The organism is Micromonospora sp. NPDC049081 (genome assembly GCF_040648835.1).
GTDB classification, from domain to species: Bacteria; Actinomycetota; Actinomycetes; order Mycobacteriales; family Micromonosporaceae; genus Micromonospora; species Micromonospora antibiotica.
This window is the reverse complement of record NZ_JBEZEK010000004.1, coordinates 55376-72132: the sequence shown is the minus strand read 5'-3', so window position 1 is coordinate 72132 and position 16757 is coordinate 55376. Positions and strand designations below refer to the sequence as shown.

Genomic DNA, 16757 nt, shown 5'->3' with positions numbered 1-16757 from the left:
CGCTGTGTCTGCGTCGGTGGTACTGGACTGCACGGCGACGCCTCCTGTCCGGTGCGAAATTGTTCCGGGCGGTTCCGGGAATACTCTTTCCCCGCGTACACGACGGGTCGCGCGAATGTCGGTGCCGGCCGGTCGGTGGTGGAATCCGGGCACCGCCCCGCGCGATTCCGCTGCCGCACATCGTGCACGCATCGGGGGCACCGAAACACCTTCCGAAGTGCGGTGGGTGCCGTGACCCGACACCGGTACGGCCGGAGCCCCCCGGTGACCCGCCACCGACGGCCCGGTCCACCCCGCCGTGCACCGTCCGGGTGGACACCTGCGCACGTCGGGAGAAGCGGGGAAACGGGTGCGGCCCGGACGATGAGTGCACCCGTGACCGGCGTGCGCCCCGAGGTGCCCCGGCGGGTCCCGACCGTTGCCGACTCCGGCGTTGCCCAGGGAGATGCCCATGCCGACCACCCTTGGTTCGATCCGCAGGCTGCTGCTCACCCCGTCGTTGGCCGAGGTGAGCTTCGCCCGGCGCGGCTTCCCCGTCGAGGAGTCGGCGGTCACCCGGCGGTTGGAGGCCATCCCGCAGACGGTGATCTGCGGGTTCGAGTGGGCGATCGACGCCCGCGACCAGTGGGAGGTGGAGCGTCGCCTGGAACTGGTCGACGTCGAGTTGCGCGGGTTCGCCTACGAGGGGGCGACGATGGCCTGCACGGTGCGTGACGCGATGGCCGGCGGACGTGGCCACCGGGCCCGGGACCTGCTGCGGGGCCGGGCCGAGCGGCACACCTTCCTCACCTACATCGGGATCGGCTTCGCGATGGCCCGGTTGCCCCGCCCGCTGTGGCGGCGGGTCCTGCCCGACCTGACCGGCATGCGGTACTACCCGACGATGAGCTGGCTGGCCGTCGACGGGTACGGCTTCGACCGGGCCTACTTCGACACCGACCGTTGGGTGGGTGGGCAGTACCGCCCGTCGCCGTACCCGTGGCAGGGGCACCCCGACTACTTCGCGCGCGCCTGCGACCAGGGCGTCGGCCGGGCGTTGTGGTTCATCCACGGTGCGCAGCCGACCCAGGTGGCGGCGGCCGTGCAGCGGTTCGACCGGTCCCGGCAGGCCGACCTGTGGAGCGGCGTTGGACTGGCGGCCACCTTCGCCGGTGGCTGCGACGCGGAGGGGTTGGCCCTGCTGGCCCGGCTCAGCGGCGTCGACCGTCCGCACCTCGGCCAGGGCGCGGTGTTCGCCGCGAAGGCCCGCGACTACTCGGGTCACATCCCCGGGCACACCGGGGTGGCGCTGCACGCCCTCGCCGGGATGACGGTGGAGCACGCCTCCGTGTTGGCCGACGAGGTCGCGGTGGACTCCGCCGCCGGGCCGGGCCTGCCGGCGTACGAGCTGTGGCGGGCCCGGGTGCGCGACCGGGTGCCGGTCGCCGACCCGGCGACCCCGGCCTGATCCGATCGGTGCGCAGTCGGCGGCCCCCGTCCCGGCTCGGGACGGGGGCCGCCGGCCGGTCAGGCCCGGACGCTGTCGAACTGGCCCGGGGTGCGGCCGGGACCGGCCGGGCCCCGGTAGGCCTGCGCCAGGTCCAGCCAGCGGTCGGCTTCCGCCCCGACGGCGGTGAGCGCCAGGTCGGCGCGGTGCCGGCGGCGGGTGACGAGCAGGCACAGGTCGGCCGCCGGCCCGCTGATCCGCTCGGTGGCGTCCGCCGGCCCGAACTCCCAGACCGCGTCGCCGGACGGGGCGGTGATCTCGAAGCGGAACGCGACGTCCGGGGTGTCCAGCCCGCGCGCCTGGTAGCCGAAGTCCCAGGTGCGGACGGCGAAGTCGACCAGGTGCCGGAGCCGGTCGGTGCGTTCGGGGCGCAGCCCGAGCGCGTCGGCGATGTCCTGCCCGTGGCCGAACAGTTCCATCATGCCGGCGGCGGCCAGCACCGGCGCGGGCAGCGGCCGGACCAGCCAGGGCACCGTCTGCCCGGCCGGCACCGCGGCCAGGGCCTGCTCGGCGGTGGCCCGTTCCTCGCGCCACTTGGCCAGCAGCGCCGGTGGCGGCGCGGACAGGTACGGCGACAGGGCGGTCCGCACGTTGCGGTTGAAGTCGGGCCCGAACTGCCCGGCGAGCGCGACGAACCCCGCCGGGTCCGCCGCGGCCAGTCCCGCCAGCCGGAAGGTCGCCGCCAGGTGGGCGATCTGGTGGGCGACGGTCCACTCCGGCGCGGGGGTGTCCAGCGCCCACTGCGCCTCGTCGAGGTCGGCGACCATCCGGTCGACGGCGTCACCCTCCAGGCCCAGGTCGACGAAGACGTCGTTTTGTGCGCTCACGCGGCTGTCCTCTCGCTCGTCAGCAGTGGCGAGCGTGGCCCGGCGCGTCCGAGGGCGCCGGTTGCCACGCACGACGCCGATCCCGTCGCCGCCGCGTGGGGCTGCCGGTGGCCGGGCCCGCGCCGACGGCGTCACGTCAGCACCAGCAGCATGCGGGCCGGGCGTGGGCGCTGTCTTCTCTCGTCATGCGCTGCGGCCGGGCCGTACCCCGGTGTCACCGTGGTCACGGGCCGCGCCCGCGGTCGATGGTGGACCCGCGTCGACGGGGACGCATCCGGGCCCGTGCGCCGGGTTGCGCACCGTGGAAGAACCGCCGGCCGGGCCGCGCGGCGCATGCTGACCACGATGGGCCCGGCCGTCGACGTCCGGCCAACCCCGGCACGCCGGCGGGCCCGCCAGGGGGAGGGACCATGGTCGCCGCACGGGTCGCGTCATCGGTGGTACGCCGCCAGGTCAGGTACGTCGCGCCGGTGCCGGCCGGCACCGCCCGGGGCCTGGTGGCCGAGGTGTACGCCCAGGCGCAGGACGAGCAGAAGCTGGTGGTTCCGCCGGTGCTGCTGCACTCCCCGGCGCCGCCGGTGCTCGCCGCGTACTGGATGTTGATGCGGGAGCCGCTGATCGCGGGCCGGGTGGTGGACCGGCGCACCAAGGAGGCGGTGGCCGCCGGGGTGTCCGTGGCCAACACCTGCCCGTACTGCGTGGACATGCACAGCATCAGCCTGTACGACCTGGCCACCGAGGACGACGCGGAGGCCGTCGCCGACGACCGGATGGCCGACCTGGGTGATCCGGTGGTGCGGGCGGTGGCCGGTTGGGCCCGGCAGGCCCACACCGGTGCGGTGGTCCCCCCGTTCCCGGCCGCCCACGGCCCGGAGCTGGTGGGCGTGGTGGTGGCCTTCCACTACCTGGCCCGGGTGGTCAACGTCTTCCTGCCCGACCATCTGCTGCCCGCCGGCCTGTCCGGTGCCGCCCGCCGCCGGTTCAAGCGGGCCGTCGGTCGGTTGCTGCGACCCACCCTGCGGGCCGCGCCCCGGCCGGGTCGGTCGCTGGCGTTGCTGCCGGTGGCGGCGTTGCCGCTCGACGCCGGGTGGGCCGCCGCCGATCCGGTGGTCGCCGGTGCGGCGGCCCGCGCCTACCGGGCGTTCGACCTGGCCGGTGCGGAGGCGGTGCCGGCGTCGGTACGGGCGCTGGTGCGCGACCGGCTCGACGGTTGGGACGGGCAGCCGCCGGGACCCGGTCGACGCTGGTGCGACGAGGCCGTCGGCGGGCTGCCGGAGCGGGACCGGGCGGCCGGTCGACTGGCGCTGCTGACCGCGTTCGCCTCCTACCTGGTCGACGACGAGGTGGTCGCGGGGTTCCGCCGGGTCGAGCCGACCGACCGGGCGCTGGTGCAGGCGGTGGCCTGGGCGGCGTACGCGGCGGCGCGGGAGGTCGGCCGACGCTGTGCCGGCCCCGCCACCCGATGACGTCGCCGATCAATTCCGGGGCCATCGGGTAATGCGCCGGTGGCGCACCTTTGAAGTAGACGATCTGTTTCGCCGCTGAAAACATAACTTCAGGAGGCATCCCTCCTGACGTGCGAGAAGATAGGGGGACGCCAGGTGTCGAATACATTCCGGAGATTGCGGCGACGCATTCTCACGCCCTCGTTGTCGGAGACCAAACTGGATGTGCGCGGTTTCCACCGTAAGGACCCGGCCGCCGTCGAACTGTTGGAAACCGTCGGTGAGTCATTTCTGACCGGGTACGCCGCGGCGGCCGAGGCCCGGGAGCCCGCCGACGCGGAGCCGGCACTGGAGGCGGTGCGTGCGCAGTTCCGCGGCTTCGCCTACGAGGGTGCCGCGATGGGCTTCGCCGTGCTGGACGCCCTGCCCGGCGGCCGGTCGGACCGGGTGGCGACGTTCCTGTCCGGCCGGGGTGCCGACCACGTCTACATGGCCTACGTCGGTGTCGGCTGGGCGATGGCCCGGGTGCCCCGGTTCCGCTGGTCGAAGCTGTTCGCCCCGGACCCGCTGCTGCGCTGGCTGGTGCTCGACGGGTACGGCTTCCACCAGGCGTACTTCCACACCCGTCGGTACGTGCACGAGCACTACCAGGAGTCGGACTTCCCGTGGCCGGCCGACGGCCCCCGCTGGTACGCCCAACGCGCCATCGACCAGGGCATCGGCCGGGCGATGTGGTTCGTCGGCGGCACCGACGCGGCGGTGGTCGCCGATCTGATCGACAGGTTCCCGGCCGAGCGCCGGGCCGACCTCTACGGCGGTGCCGGCCTGGCCGCCACGTACGCCGGTGGCGTCGACGCCGACGAACTGCGCGTGTTCCTCGACCGGGCCGGTTCGCACCGTGCCCAGGTCGCCCAGGGCAGCGCGTTCGCGGCGACCGCCCGGCTGACGGCCGGCCTCCAGACCCCGCACACGGCCCGGGCCACGGCGGTGCTGGCCGGCACCACCCCGGCGGAGGCGGACCGGATCTGCGCCGCGCAGCGGCCGACCGGCGCCGACAGCCCGCTGGAGCCCGCCTACGAGGTCTGGCGTCGTGCCATCGCCGACGAACTGCGGGTACGCGGAAGGCACTGACCGGGACTCCGTCCCCGTCCCTGTTCCCGTCCCGCCGGACGCCGGGTGGTCCCGGCGCAGCCTCCCCACACCTGCCCACGACTCGGCAGGCGCCTCGCCACGCCCGTGGCGACCCGAACGGTAAGGAGATCGTGCCCGCATGACCAGGATCGCCATCGTTGGCATGGCGTGCCGATACCCGGACGCCACCTCGCCCCGAGAACTGTGGGAGAACGCCCTCGCCGGTCGCCGGGCCTTCCGCGCGCTGCCCGACGTCCGCATGCGGTTGGCGGACTACTGGGACGCGGACCCGAGCGCCCCGGACCGGTTCTACGCCCGCACCGCCGCCGTCATCGAGGGGTACGAGTTCGACCGGCTCGCCTACAAGATCGCCGGTAGCACCTACCGCTCCACCGACCTGACCCACTGGCTCGCCCTGGACATGGCCACCAAGGCGTTGGGCGACGCCGGCTTCCCGCTGGGGGAGGGGCTGCCCCGCGACCGCACCGGTGTGGTCGTGGGCAACACCCTTACCGGTGAGTTCGCCCGCGCCAACGTCATGCGGCTGCGCTGGCCGTTCGTCCGTCGTACCGTCGCCACCGCGCTCCAGCAGCAGGGCTGGGACGACGACCGGTTGGCGACCTTCCTCGACGGGTTGGAGCAGCGCTACAAGGCGCCCTTCCCGGAGATCGACGAGGACACCCTCGCCGGTGGCCTGTCCAACACCATCGCCGGCCGGATCTGCAACTACTTCGACCTCAACGGCGGCGGGTACACCGTCGACGGCGCCTGTTCCTCGTCGCTGCTGTCGGTCGCCACCGCCTGCCGGGCCCTGCTCGACGGCGACCTCGACGTCGCGGTGGCCGGCGGGGTGGACCTGTCGATCGACCCGTTCGAGATCGTCGGTTTCGCCAAGACCGGCGCGTTGGCCCGCGACGAGATGCGGGTCTACGACCGGCACTCCAACGGTTTCTGGCCGGGGGAGGGGTGCGGGATGGTGGTGTTGATGCGGGAGGCCGACGCGCTCGCCGCCGGCCACCGCAGCTACGCCACCATCGCCGGCTGGGGCATCTCCTCCGACGGTAAGGGCGGCATCACCCGTCCCGAGGTCAACGGCTACCAGCTCGCCCTGCGCCGGGCGTACGAGCGGGCCGGGTTCGGCATCGAGTCGGTGCCGCTGTTCGAGGGGCACGGCACCGGTACGGCGGTCGGGGACGCCACCGAGTTGACCGCCCTGTCGGAGGCCCGCCGGCAGGCCGACCCGACCGCCCCGCCCGCCGTGATCACTTCGATCAAGGGCATGATCGGGCACACCAAGGCGGCTGCCGGGGTGGCCGGCCTGATCAAGGCGGCGCTGGCCGTGCACCACCAGGTGCTGCCGCCCGCGCTCGGCTGCGTCGACCCGCACGAGCTGCTCACCCGCGACGACGCGACGCTGCGGGTGCTGCGGGCGGCCGAACCGTGGCCGGACGGTCAGCCGGTGCGTGCCGGCATCACCGCGATGGGGTTCGGCGGCATCAACACCCATGTGGTGCTGGAGCGGGCCGGGACGGCCCGTCGGGTCGCCTTCGACACCCGGACGGCCCGCCTCGCCACCTCCGTGCAGGACGTGGAGCTGTTCCTGGTCGACGGGTCCTCGCGGGACGAGCTGCGCGACCGGCTGGGGGAACTGCTCGAGCACGTGCCGACCCTGGCCCAGGGGCAGCTCGCCGACGTGGCGGCCACCCTGCACGACCAGTTGGCCGACCGGCCGTACCGGGCGGCGGTGGTGGTTTCCTCGCCCACCGACGCGCAGCAGCGGCTGCGGCGGCTGTGCGAGTTGCTCGACTCCGGCGAGACCCGGCTGGTCGACGGCGACGGGCGCAGCTTCCTCGGCCACGTCGGCGGCGCCGGCCGCATCGGTTACCTCTTCCCCGGTCAGGGTGCCGGCCGCGGGACCAGCGGCGGGGCACTGCGCCGCCGGCTGACCGAGGTGGACCAGGTGTTCCGCCGGGCCGACCTGCCGGTCACCGGGGACATGGTGGCCACCGCGCTGGCCCAGCCGCGCATCGTCACCGGGTCCCGGGCCGGCCTGGCCGCCCTGGACCTGCTGGGTCTGGACGCGACCGTCGCGGTCGGGCACAGCCTCGGTGAGTTGTCCGCCCTGCACTGGGCCGGCGCGATGGACGACGAGACCCTGCTGCGGGTGACCCGCGCCCGGGGCGCGACGATGACCGAGCACAGCTCCTCCGGTGTGATGGCCAGCGTCAACGCCGGGCCGGAGCGGGTCTCCGCGCTGGTGGCCGGCGTGCCCGTGGTGATCGCCGGGTACAACGGGCCGGAGCAGACGGTGGTGGCCGGCACCGAGGACGCGGTCCGGGCCGCCCTCGACCTGGCCGCCGACGCCGGGATCGGGGCGTCCCTGCTGCGGGTCTCGCACGCCTTCCACTCACCGCTGGTGGCACCGGCGGCGGACGCGTTCGCCGGGCACCTGACCCGGGAGTCCTTCGGCCCGGTCCGCCGCCGGGTGGTCTCCACCGTGACCGGCGAGACCCTGGCCGCCGAGACCGACCTGCGGGGGCTGCTGCACCGCCAGATCACCGACCCGGTGCTGTTCGCCCAGGCGGTGGCGTTGGCCGCCAAGGACATCGACCTGTTCGTGGAGGTCGGTCCGGGGCGCATCCTCAGCGGCCTGGCCGGGGCGATCACCGACGTGCCGGCGGTGGCCCTGGACACCGACGACGAGTCGCTGCGCGGGCTGCTGCGGGTGGCCGCCGCCGCGTTCGTGGTGGGTGCCGCGCACGACTACCCGGCGCTGTTCGACGACCGGCTGCGTCGGCCGCTGCGTATCGGGGCCGAGCAGCACTTCTTCGCCAGCCCCTGCGAGCAGGCGCCGCTGGTGGACCTGCCGGAGGCGACCCGGGTGGACCGTCCCGCCCCGACCGACGCCGACGGGCCGGTCGACGGCGAGTCCACGGTGCAGATGCTGCGCCGGCTGGCCGCCGAGCGGGCCGAGCTGCCACTGACCATGGTGCACGGCGAGAGCCGGCTCCTCGACGACCTGCACCTCAGCTCGATCACCGTCGGGCAGATCATCAACGAGGCGTCCCGGTTGGTGAACGTGCCGCCGGCCCAGGCCCCCACGAACTTCGCCACCGCCACCGTCGCGGAACTCGCCGTGGCGCTCGACGAACTGTCCGCGACCGGCCAGGCCGGCGACCACGACCGGTCGCCCGCCGTGACCGGCGCGGCGACCTGGACCCGGGCCTTCACCGTCGACCGGGAGCCGGCCGCACCACCGACCCCGGTGGGCGGTGGCGCACCCGGTCGGTGGCAGGTCTTCGCCCCCGACGGTCACCCGCTGGCCGCGCCGCTGCGGCACGCCCTGGAACGGGCCGCCGTCGACTCCGGTGTGCTGGTGTGCCTGCCGGCCGAGTGCACCGAGGAGCACCTCGCGCTGGCCCTGGACGGGGCGAAGCAGGCCCTGGCCGGGCCGGCCGGCACCCGGTTCGTGCTGGTGCAGCGGGGTCGGGGCGCGACCGGGGTGGCCAAGACGTTGCGCCTGGAGGCGCCGCAGCTACGGGTGACGGTGGTGGACACCCCGGCGGGACCCGGGGCCGTCGAGCGGGTGGTCGCCGAGGTCGGTGCCACCACCGGCTACCAGGAGAGCCACTACGACGACGCGGGTTCGCGCCAGCTGCCCGTGCTGCGGGCCCTGCCGGTACGCGCCGCGCAGACCCGGCCCGCCCTCGACGACTCCGACGTGCTGCTGGTCACCGGTGGGGGCAAGGGCATCACCGCCGAGTGCGCCCTGGCGGTGGCGGAGCAGACCGGGGCCCGGCTGGGGCTGGTCGGCCGCTCCGATCCGGCCGAGGACACCGAGCTGGCGGACAACCTGCGGCGGATGGCCGCCCGTGGGGTGACCCTGCACTACACCCGGGCCGACGTCACCGACGCCGGGCAGGTCGCCGCCGCGGTGGCCGAGGTGCGGGCGGCGTTGGGTCCGGTGACCGCGGTGCTGCACGGCGCGGGACGCAACGAGCCGGCCGCGCTGACCGCGCTAGACCAGGCGGCGGTCCGGCGGACCTTCGCCCCCAAGCTGGACGGCCTACGGGCGGTGCTCGCCGCGGTCGACCCCGGGCAGCTGCGCCTGCTGGTCACCTTCGGCAGCATCATCGGCCGGGCCGGCCTGCGTGGTGAGGCGCACTACGCCACCGCCAACGACTGGCTGGCCGGCCTCACCGAGGAGACCGGACGACAGTTCCCCCAGTGCCGGGCGCTGTGCCTCGAGTGGTCGGTCTGGTCCGGGGTGGGGATGGGTGAACGGCTGTCGGTGGTGGAGTCGCTCAGCCGGGAGGGGGTCGTCCCGATCAGCCCCGACCAGGGCGTCGAGGTGCTGCTGCGGCTGCTCGCCGACCCGGACGTGCCGCCCGTGGTGGTGGTCAGCGGCCGGGCCGAGGGGATGGACACCCTGCGCTACGACCGTCCGCCGCTGCCGTTGCTGCGGTTCGTGGACAAACCGCTGGCGTACTACCCGGGTGTCGAACTGGTCAGTGAGGTCGAGCTGACCGCGGGCACCGACCGCTACCTCGCCGACCACCTGCTCGACGGCAACCTGCTCTTCCCGGCGGTCTTCGGGATGGAGGCGATGACGCAGGTGGCGGTCGCGGTCACCGGCCGGTCCACGGTGCCGGTCGTCGAGCAGGTGGAGTTCCCCCGGCCGATCGTGGTGCCGCCCGACGGCAGCACCGTCATCCGGGTGGCGGCCACCGTCACCGACGACGCCGTCGTCCAGGTGGCGATCCGCAGCGCCGAGACCGGGTACGCCACCGACCACTTCCGGGCCCGGCTGCGGTTCACCGACACCGCCGTCCCCGACGGCCCGCCCGGACGCACCGACCCGGGCCTGCCGCAGGTGCCGCTGGCACCCGAGCGGGACCTCTACGGCGAGTGGCTGTTCCAGGGTGGCCGGTTCCAACGGCTGCGCGGGTTCCACCGGGCCGCCGCCCGCGACGTGGACGCCGAGGTGGCCGTCGGTGGGGGTGACGCCTGGTTCGCCGGCTTCCTCCCCGACGAGCTGCTGCTCGGCGACCCCGGCACCCGGGACGCGTTCATGCACGGCAACCAGGTCTGCGTACCCGACGCCACCCTGCTGCCGGTGGGCGTGGAGCGGATCTGGCCGGCCGGGGCACGGATGTCGGGCACCGGCACGGTGCGCTGCTGCGCCACCGAACGCAGCCGCGACGGCGACACCTACGTCTACGACATCGCGGTGCGCGACGAGTCCGGGGCGGTCGTCGAACGCTGGGAGGGCCTGCGGTTGCAGGCGGTCCGGCACCGGGGCGGCCGGGGACCGTGGCTGCCGGTGCTGCTCGGCTCGCACCTGGAACGGGGGCTGGGCGACGTGCTCGGTGCCCGGGTCGCGGTCGCCGTGGAACCCGACGGCGCGGCGGACACCCCCCGCCGGGACCGGACCGCCGTCGCCGTCGGCCGGGCCCTCGGCGCCCGGCACGAGGTGCGCTACCGCCCGGACGGCCGGCCGGAGGTCGACGGTGACCGCGGTGTCTCGGCGGCGCACGGTGCCGGGGTCACCCTCGCGGTCGCGGCGACCGGGACGGTCGGCTGTGACGTCGAGCCGGTGGCCGAGCGGTCGGCGGCGGACTGGGCGGGCCTGCTGGGCGTCCACGCCGGTCTGGCCGCGTTGATCGCCGGGGACCGCGAGGAGAGCGCGCACACCGCGTCGACCCGGGTGTGGGGCGCGGTGGAGTGCCTGCGCAAGGTCGGCCTGCCGGCGGATTCGCCGCTGACCCTGACGCCTGGCGGACCCGACGGCTGGGTGGTCCTGGCCTCGGGTGCGCTGCGTGTCGCCACGTTCGCCACGAGCCTGGTGGACACCCCGCAACCGGTGGTGTTCACCGTGCTCACCGACGGGTGGAGTTGATCATGGACAAGTTCTTCGAGTATCCGCACACGGTCGGTTTCGAGGAGACCAACATCGTCGGCAACGTCTACTACGTCAACTACCTGCGCTGGCAGGGACGGTGCCGGGAGATGTTCCTCAAGCAGCACGCCCCGGACGTGCTGGCCGACCTCCAGGACGACCTGAAGCTGTTCACCCTGAAGGTCGACTGCGAGTTCTTCGCCGAGATCACCGCCTTCGACGAGCTGTCGATCCGGATGCGCCTGGTCGACCTGGTGCAGACCCAGCTGGAGTTCAGCTTCGACTACGTACGCCTCGACCCGGGCGGCGGCGAGACGCTCGTCGCCCGGGGTCGGCAGCGGGTGGCCTGCATGCGCGGGCCCAACAACCGGACCGCGCCCACCCGGGTGCCGGAGGCGCTGACCCGGGCGCTGGCGCCCTACACGGCCACCGTCCGGGCCCAGTGACGGCGAGGGGACCACGATGGACATCTCTGCGGGCGCTGACGACGCGGTGGTCGACCCGGCCGCGCTGCGGCGGGCCTTCGCCGCCTTCGCCACCGGCGTCACGGTGGTCACCGTCGGGGGACGCACCCCGCACGGGATGACCGCGAACGCCTTCACCTCGGTGTCGCTGGACCCACCGTTGCTGCTGGTCTGCGTGGACCGGGAGGCGGTCATGCACCGTCACCTGGTGGCCGCCGGCAGCTTCGCGGTGTCGGTGCTCGCCGCCGACCAGGAACACGTGGCGCGGCACTTCGCCGACCGCCGCCGGCCGCTCGGCGCCGCCCAGTTCGACGTCGTCGACTGGCGGCCGGGCCGGCTCACCGGCGCGCCGCTGATCACCGGCGCGCTGGCCTCCTTCGAGTGCGCACTGTGGCGCGACTACGAGGGCGGCGACCACACCATCTTCGTCGGCCGGTTGCTGTCGGCCGAGAAACTCCACGAGGAGGACGCGGTGCTGTTCCTGCACGGGCGGTTCCGGCAGATCACCCCCATGCCGAGCGGGGTGGTCCGGTGACCACGGTCGCGCCCCGGGTGGTCCCCCGGGGCCCGACCGGGGTGGCGATGCTCGGCACACTGTGGAAGCTGGGCCGCGACCGGCTCGGCCTGATGCGCTCCGCCGCCGAGACCTACGGCGACGCGGTACGCCTCGGCCCGGGGCGGGGGCTGCACTTCTTCAACCACCCCGACCACGCCAAGCACGTACTGGCCGACAACAGTCAGAACTACCACAAGGGCATCGGGTTGATGCACGCCCGGCGGGCCCTGGGTGACGGGCTGCTGACCAGTGAGGGCGAGTTGTGGCGGGAGCAGCGTCGGGTGATCCAACCGGTGTTCCAGGCCCGCCGCATCGCCCAGCAGGCCGGGATCGTCGCCGAGGAGGCCGGCCGCCTGGTCGACCGGCTGGAGACGTACGCCGGTGGTGAGCCGGTCGACATGATGCGGGAGATGACCGGGCTCACCCTCGGGGTGCTCGGGCGTACCCTGCTCGACGCCGACCTCAGCGGCTTCCGGTCGCTGGGGGCGGCCTTCGAGTCGATGCAGGACCAGGCCATGTTCGAGATGGCGTCGATGAACATGGTGCCGATGTGGGTGCCGCTGCCGCAGCAGATGCGCTTCCGCCGGGCCCGCCGCGAGCTGGCGGAGATCGTCGACGAGTTGGCGGAGCGGCGGCGTGCCCGGCCCGGCCACGAGGACAACGACGACGCGCTGTCGCGGTTGCTGGCCTCCACCCGCCGGGAGACCGACCCCGCGGTCGGCCGGCGGCGGCTGCGCGACGAGCTGACCACCCTGCTGCTGGCCGGGCACGAGACCACCGCCAGCACCCTCGGCTGGACCTTCCACCTGCTCGACCGGCACCCGCAGGTCTGGGAGCGGGTACGGGCCGAGGCGCTCGAGGTGCTCGGCGACCGGGCGCCGACCTACGAGGACCTGCCCCGGTTGACGTACATCTCGATGGTGCTCAGCGAGGCGATGCGTCTGTACCCGCCGGTGTGGATGCTGTCCCGGCGGGCGCAGGAGGCCGACGAGGTCGGCGGCTACGCGGTGCCCGCCGGCACCGACGTGCTGATCTGCCCGTACACCCTGCACCGGCACCGGGCCTACTGGGACGAGCCGGACCGGTTCGACCCGGAGCGGTTCTCGCCGTCGGTGTCGGCCGGCCGGCCCCGCTACGCCTACGTGCCGTTCGGCGCGGGCCCCCGGTTCTGCGTCGGCAACCACCTCGGTCTGATGGAGGCGGTCTTCGTGGTGGCCATGGTGAGCCGCCGGTTGCGGCTGCACACCCCGGCCGGACACCGGGTGGTGCCCGAACCCATGCTGTCGCTGCGCATCCGGGGCGGTCTGCCGATGACGGTGCAGGCCCTGACGTGACCCTCGGGGCACAGCCACGAAGTGCGGTTCAGCAACATCGAATAACCGGCACGCAGGCCACACTGGTTACTATTGCGCTGAGCAACTCTCAGGTTGCTCATCGTGCTGGGGGAGGTGCGATGAGTCCCGGATGCGCGGCGACCACCCCGGCCGGTGAGGCCCGAGGTGCCCGCCCTGTCCCAGGAGCCGCCGTCGCACCGACGGGCGGCTGCACCGCCGTCATCGCGAACGCGCCGACGGCCGTCACCCGCCGTGCTGTCCGGCGCCCGCTGTCCGCGGCGGCGTCACCGCCGATACGTTCGGACCGGCCGCTGCCGGGCGGCGCAGTCCCGCCGCTGGCGGCGTCCGGCGGTGGTCACCGGGACCCTGGGGGGACGGATGCGCATCTCAGATCTGGCCAGGATCAGTGGTGTTCCACTTCCGACGATCAAGTTCTACATCCGGGAGCGGCTGCTCCCACCGGGCCGACCCACCGCGCGTAACCAGGCGGAGTACGGCGAGGAGCATCTCGCCCGGCTCCAGCTGATCCGGGTGCTGGCCGGCATCGGACGGCTGAGTCTGTCCTCGGTCCGTCGGGTGCTGGCCGCCCTCGACGACAAGGGGCTCTCGCTGGGCGCCCAGTGCCGGGCCACGATCTGGGCGCTCTTCCCGGACCAGCCCGAGGAGGACGCCCCGGACGTCGGCCCGGCCCGGGTCCAGGTCGACGACTTCATCGACCGCCTCGGCTGGGAGGTCGACGCCGCCTCACCCGGTCGGGACACCCTCGCCCACGTGCTGACCGCGTTGCAGCGGCTCGACGCCAACTGCGACATCGACGTGTTCAGTGAGCACGCCGAGAGCGCGGCGCGGATCGTGACGCACGAGTTCGGGCACGAGTCGGCGCACTCCGCCACCGCCATGGCGGTCTGGAACGTGCTGTCCGAGGTGGCCTTCGAGGCGATGCGCCGGATGGCGCAGGAGAGCCACCTGGCGCACTGCTGCGCGACCTCCGCCGACCGGGCGGCGGGTGCCTGACCGTCCACCACAGTGGAACGTCGGCACGTTGGAAGACGACACCGGGTCGCGCGGGTCCCAGCCTGGAGAGGCGGCGTGCTGCCGTCCCCGGGCCCGCTGCGGTGCCGGTGTCCGTCGACCGAGGGGGAGACCACCCGACATGTCCAACCAAGCCGTACCCCGCCCTTCCCGATCGGGCCCGCTCGGCCGGCTCAACGGCCCCTACCACCGCACGGCGCTGAACCTGTACATGGTCGTGGTGCTGGCGCACTGGGCCGAGCACCTCGTCCAGGCGTTCCAGATCTGGGTGCTGGGCTGGCCGGTGCCGCAGTCCCGGGGCGTCCTCGGGCTGGCCGTGCCCTGGCTGGTCACCTCGGAGTGGCTGCACTACGGGTACGCCATCGTGATGCTCATCGGGCTGGCCCTGCTGCGCCCCGGTTTCGTCGGTCGCGCGCGTACCTGGTGGACGGTGGCGCTGGCGATCCAGTTCTGGCACCACATCGAGCACCTGTTGCTGCTGCTCCAGGCGCAGACGGGGCACTTCCTGTTCGACCGTCCCGTGCCGACCAGTGTGCTGCAGCTGGTCTTTGCCCGGGTGGAGCTGCACCTGTTCTACAACACGATCGTCTTCCTGCCGATGGTGGTGGCGATGTACCTGCACCTGCGACCCACCCCCGCCGAGCAGGCGACGATGGCCTGCACCTGCGCCCCCCGCTCGGTCAGGGCGCTCACGCCGGCATGACCGCCGCCGGACAGGACGGCCGCCGCCGTGGCTTCGGGCCGCGCGCGGCGGCCGTCGCCGTGGTGCTGGTGACCGTGGTGACCGCGCTGTGGCTGCGCTCGCCGAACCCGCCGGGACCGGCCGAGACGGTCGCCGCCGTCGTGGTGCCTGCGGACGGCAGCCGGTTGCTTACCGGGCCGACCGAGGTGCGGCTGCGCCTGGCGGGAACTCCGGATCCGAACGAGGCGCACGTGTCGTTGACGCCGGCGGACGGCCCGCAGGTGCCCACCGGTGCCTCCCGCCGCGACGGCAGCGACCTGGTGGTGTCGGTGCCGGCCCTGCCGCAGGGCAGCTACACCGTCGCCTACCACGTGTGGCTCACCGACGGTCGGCAGAGCACCGGGCGCAGCGTGTTCGCCGTCGGCGCCGCACCGCTGCTGCCGCCGGCCGCCGTCGTGCCCGAGGCCGGACACCAGCACGTCGGTACCGACCCCCTGGACGGTCTGCTGCTGGTGCTGGACCTGGTGCTGCTGATCGCGCTGTCGGTGCTCCTGCTGCGCCGGCCCCGGGTCGCGTCCGACCCGGAGGAGCCCCAGGACCGCTGATCCGCCGCCTGGCGTCCGGGCCCGCTGGTGGTCCCGGGCGTCGGGTGGTCCACCGTGCGGGCCCCCTCGAACCCTGTGGTCCGGCGTGTGTGGTCCGGCCGGTGGTCACCTCGACCGCCCGTGGTCCCGGCCCGGCGCGACCGGGGTCGAACCGCCGGGCCGTGCCCGGCCGACCGTGACCCGTCCGGCGCGGCCCGGTCCTGTGCGGCCCGGCCCGGTCCTGTGCGGCGCGGCCCGGTCTGGCTCGGCCCGGCCCGGGCCGACCGGCTGACACGGCGATGCGGCGCATCCCACCTTTCGTGGGATGCGCCGCTGGCTCCGGTCGGTTCGCGGTCCGACCCGCCGTCAGGCCGCTTCGACCCGGTAGCCGACCTGGTCCAGCGCCATCCGGCGGATGTCGAGCAGGGCGAGCAGCACCGGCGGGTCGATGGACCGGGCCGGCTTGAGGCCCATCTCGATCGGGGGTACGGCCTGGTCACGCCGGACGATGATCGGTCCGTGCGAGCCGACGAAGATGTCCTCGGGGTCCAGGTCGTGGGCGTCCGTGGGGGAGCCGTCGGTACGTACCGACTGGACGAGCAGGTACCAGTGTCCCTCGGGGACCGTCTCCAGCTCGAACGCGCCCGCGCCGTTGAGCACCGCACAGCGGACGGGTCGGCCCTCGGGCAGCGGGTCGGGGAAGAGCCCGACGAAGACGAAACCGAGGTCCTCGTCGTCCGGTCCGGTGACGGTCCCCCGTACCGTCGAGGTGCGTCCGGCCGAGCCGCCCCTGGTCTCGTCCTGCGGAATGCGCGTGCTGAAGCCCCGGTAGCGCCGGTAGGCGGTGGGGGACATGCCGACGCTGCGGGTGAAGCGTGAGCTGAAGGTGCCGACACTGTTGTAGCCGACCCGCAGGCTGATGTCGGCGACGTTCAGGGTGGTGGAGACGAGCAGGTGCTTCGCCTCCTGGAGGCGGATGGCGGAGAGGAAGCGTCCGGGTGAGACGCCGGTGACCCGGCGGAAGATCCTTGAGAAGTGGAACTTGCTGAACATTGCGGCGCGAGCCATGTCGTCGATGGTGAGCGGCTCGGCGATGTTGTCCCGCATCGTGACGATGGCCCGCTCCACCGCCCGTTCAATGACGTCTTCCACGGTCTCCCCCAGGTGTTCGATTCGTCGGTCGGTGGCATCCCCGGGCACAGTTGTGGCGACTATGTGCCTACGGTGTCTATGCCGGCTGATTGACGGAGCGTTAAATCTCGATCAATGCATAAACGCGGATGCGGCCGTCGAAATTGCCTTGGCCGTCGGGGCCGT

Annotated in this window: 12 protein-coding genes; 10 read left to right on the top strand and 2 right to left on the bottom strand. The window is 73.8% G+C overall.

The window, feature by feature from the left end; translation table 11 throughout:
- The first annotated feature begins 451 nt into the window (after positions 1-451).
- Positions 452-1447 carry a DUF1702 family protein gene (locus tag AB0B63_RS09095; RefSeq protein ID WP_208566632.1) on the top strand — a complete coding sequence of 332 codons (996 nt, stop codon included), beginning with the start codon at positions 452-454 and terminating at the stop codon, positions 1445-1447.
- A 59-nt stretch (positions 1448-1506) separates the two neighbouring features.
- Here AB0B63_RS09095 and AB0B63_RS09090 read toward each other — a convergent pair whose 3' ends face one another.
- Positions 1507-2313 carry a TIGR03084 family metal-binding protein gene (locus AB0B63_RS09090; RefSeq protein WP_208566631.1) on the bottom strand — a complete coding sequence of 269 codons (807 nt, stop codon included), beginning with the start codon at positions 2311-2313 and terminating at the stop codon, positions 1507-1509.
- 410 nt (positions 2314-2723) lie between these two features.
- Here AB0B63_RS09090 and AB0B63_RS09085 point away from each other — a divergent pair, with 410 nt between their 5' ends.
- The 9 genes from AB0B63_RS09085 (at position 2724) to AB0B63_RS09045 (ending at position 15461) form a co-directional block, all read left to right on the top strand.
- Positions 2724-3779: a carboxymuconolactone decarboxylase family protein gene (locus AB0B63_RS09085; RefSeq protein WP_208566630.1), complete on the top strand. Its 1056-nt coding sequence runs from the start codon at positions 2724-2726 to the stop codon at positions 3777-3779.
- Between the two features lie 135 nt (positions 3780-3914).
- Complete coding sequence (locus tag AB0B63_RS09080; RefSeq protein WP_208566629.1) at positions 3915-4889, top strand: DUF1702 family protein; 975 nt, start codon at positions 3915-3917, stop codon at positions 4887-4889.
- 139 nt (positions 4890-5028) lie between these two features.
- Positions 5029-10788: a type I polyketide synthase gene (locus AB0B63_RS09075; protein ID WP_357016139.1), complete on the top strand. Its 5760-nt coding sequence runs from the start codon at positions 5029-5031 to the stop codon at positions 10786-10788.
- 2 nt (positions 10789-10790) lie between these two features.
- A complete protein-coding gene (locus AB0B63_RS09070; RefSeq protein WP_208566627.1) occupies positions 10791-11234 on the top strand; it encodes an acyl-CoA thioesterase in 444 nt (147 codons plus the stop codon).
- 16 nt (positions 11235-11250) lie between these two features.
- Entirely contained in the window at positions 11251-11787 is a 537-nt protein-coding gene (locus AB0B63_RS09065) for a flavin reductase family protein (RefSeq protein ID WP_208566626.1), read from the top strand.
- Complete coding sequence (locus tag AB0B63_RS09060) at positions 11784-13142, top strand: cytochrome P450 (RefSeq protein ID WP_357016134.1); 1359 nt, start codon at positions 11784-11786, stop codon at positions 13140-13142. The genes AB0B63_RS09065 and AB0B63_RS09060 overlap by 4 nt, the downstream gene beginning before the upstream one ends.
- A gap of 378 nt (positions 13143-13520) precedes the next feature.
- Positions 13521-14156: a MerR family transcriptional regulator gene (locus AB0B63_RS09055; RefSeq protein ID WP_357016131.1), complete on the top strand. Its 636-nt coding sequence runs from the start codon at positions 13521-13523 to the stop codon at positions 14154-14156.
- 139 nt (positions 14157-14295) lie between these two features.
- Positions 14296-14877, top strand: coding sequence for a hypothetical protein (locus tag AB0B63_RS09050; RefSeq protein ID WP_208566623.1), 582 nt, complete (start codon positions 14296-14298; stop codon positions 14875-14877).
- Positions 14874-15461: a copper resistance CopC family protein gene (locus tag AB0B63_RS09045; protein ID WP_357016128.1), complete on the top strand. Its 588-nt coding sequence runs from the start codon at positions 14874-14876 to the stop codon at positions 15459-15461. Before AB0B63_RS09050 ends, AB0B63_RS09045 begins: the two co-directional genes overlap by 4 nt.
- A gap of 345 nt (positions 15462-15806) precedes the next feature.
- Here the strand turns inward: AB0B63_RS09045 and AB0B63_RS09040 are convergent, their stop codons facing one another.
- The gene (locus AB0B63_RS09040; protein ID WP_208566621.1) at positions 15807-16592 is read right to left on the bottom strand and encodes an AraC family transcriptional regulator; all 786 of its coding nucleotides are present in this window, start codon (positions 16590-16592) and stop codon (positions 15807-15809) included.
- Between the last annotated feature and the right edge of the window lie 165 nt (positions 16593-16757).

Excerpts from the sequence above, each read along its gene's own strand:
- AB0B63_RS09095 (WP_208566632.1), top strand. The coding sequence starts at position 452 with ATGCCGACCACCCTTGGTTCGATCCGCAGGCTGCTGCTCACCCCGTCG.
- AB0B63_RS09085 (WP_208566630.1), top strand. The coding sequence starts at position 2,724 with ATGGTCGCCGCACGGGTCGCGTCATCGGTGGTACGCCGCCAGGTCAGG.
- AB0B63_RS09075 (WP_357016139.1), top strand. The coding sequence starts at position 5,029 with ATGACCAGGATCGCCATCGTTGGCATGGCGTGCCGATACCCGGACGCC.
- AB0B63_RS09070 (WP_208566627.1), top strand. The coding sequence starts at position 10,791 with ATGGACAAGTTCTTCGAGTATCCGCACACGGTCGGTTTCGAGGAGACC.
- AB0B63_RS09065 (WP_208566626.1), top strand. The coding sequence starts at position 11,251 with ATGGACATCTCTGCGGGCGCTGACGACGCGGTGGTCGACCCGGCCGCG.
- AB0B63_RS09055 (WP_357016131.1), top strand. The coding sequence starts at position 13,521 with ATGCGCATCTCAGATCTGGCCAGGATCAGTGGTGTTCCACTTCCGACG.
- AB0B63_RS09050 (WP_208566623.1), top strand. The coding sequence starts at position 14,296 with ATGTCCAACCAAGCCGTACCCCGCCCTTCCCGATCGGGCCCGCTCGGC.
- AB0B63_RS09045 (WP_357016128.1), top strand. The coding sequence starts at position 14,874 with ATGACCGCCGCCGGACAGGACGGCCGCCGCCGTGGCTTCGGGCCGCGC.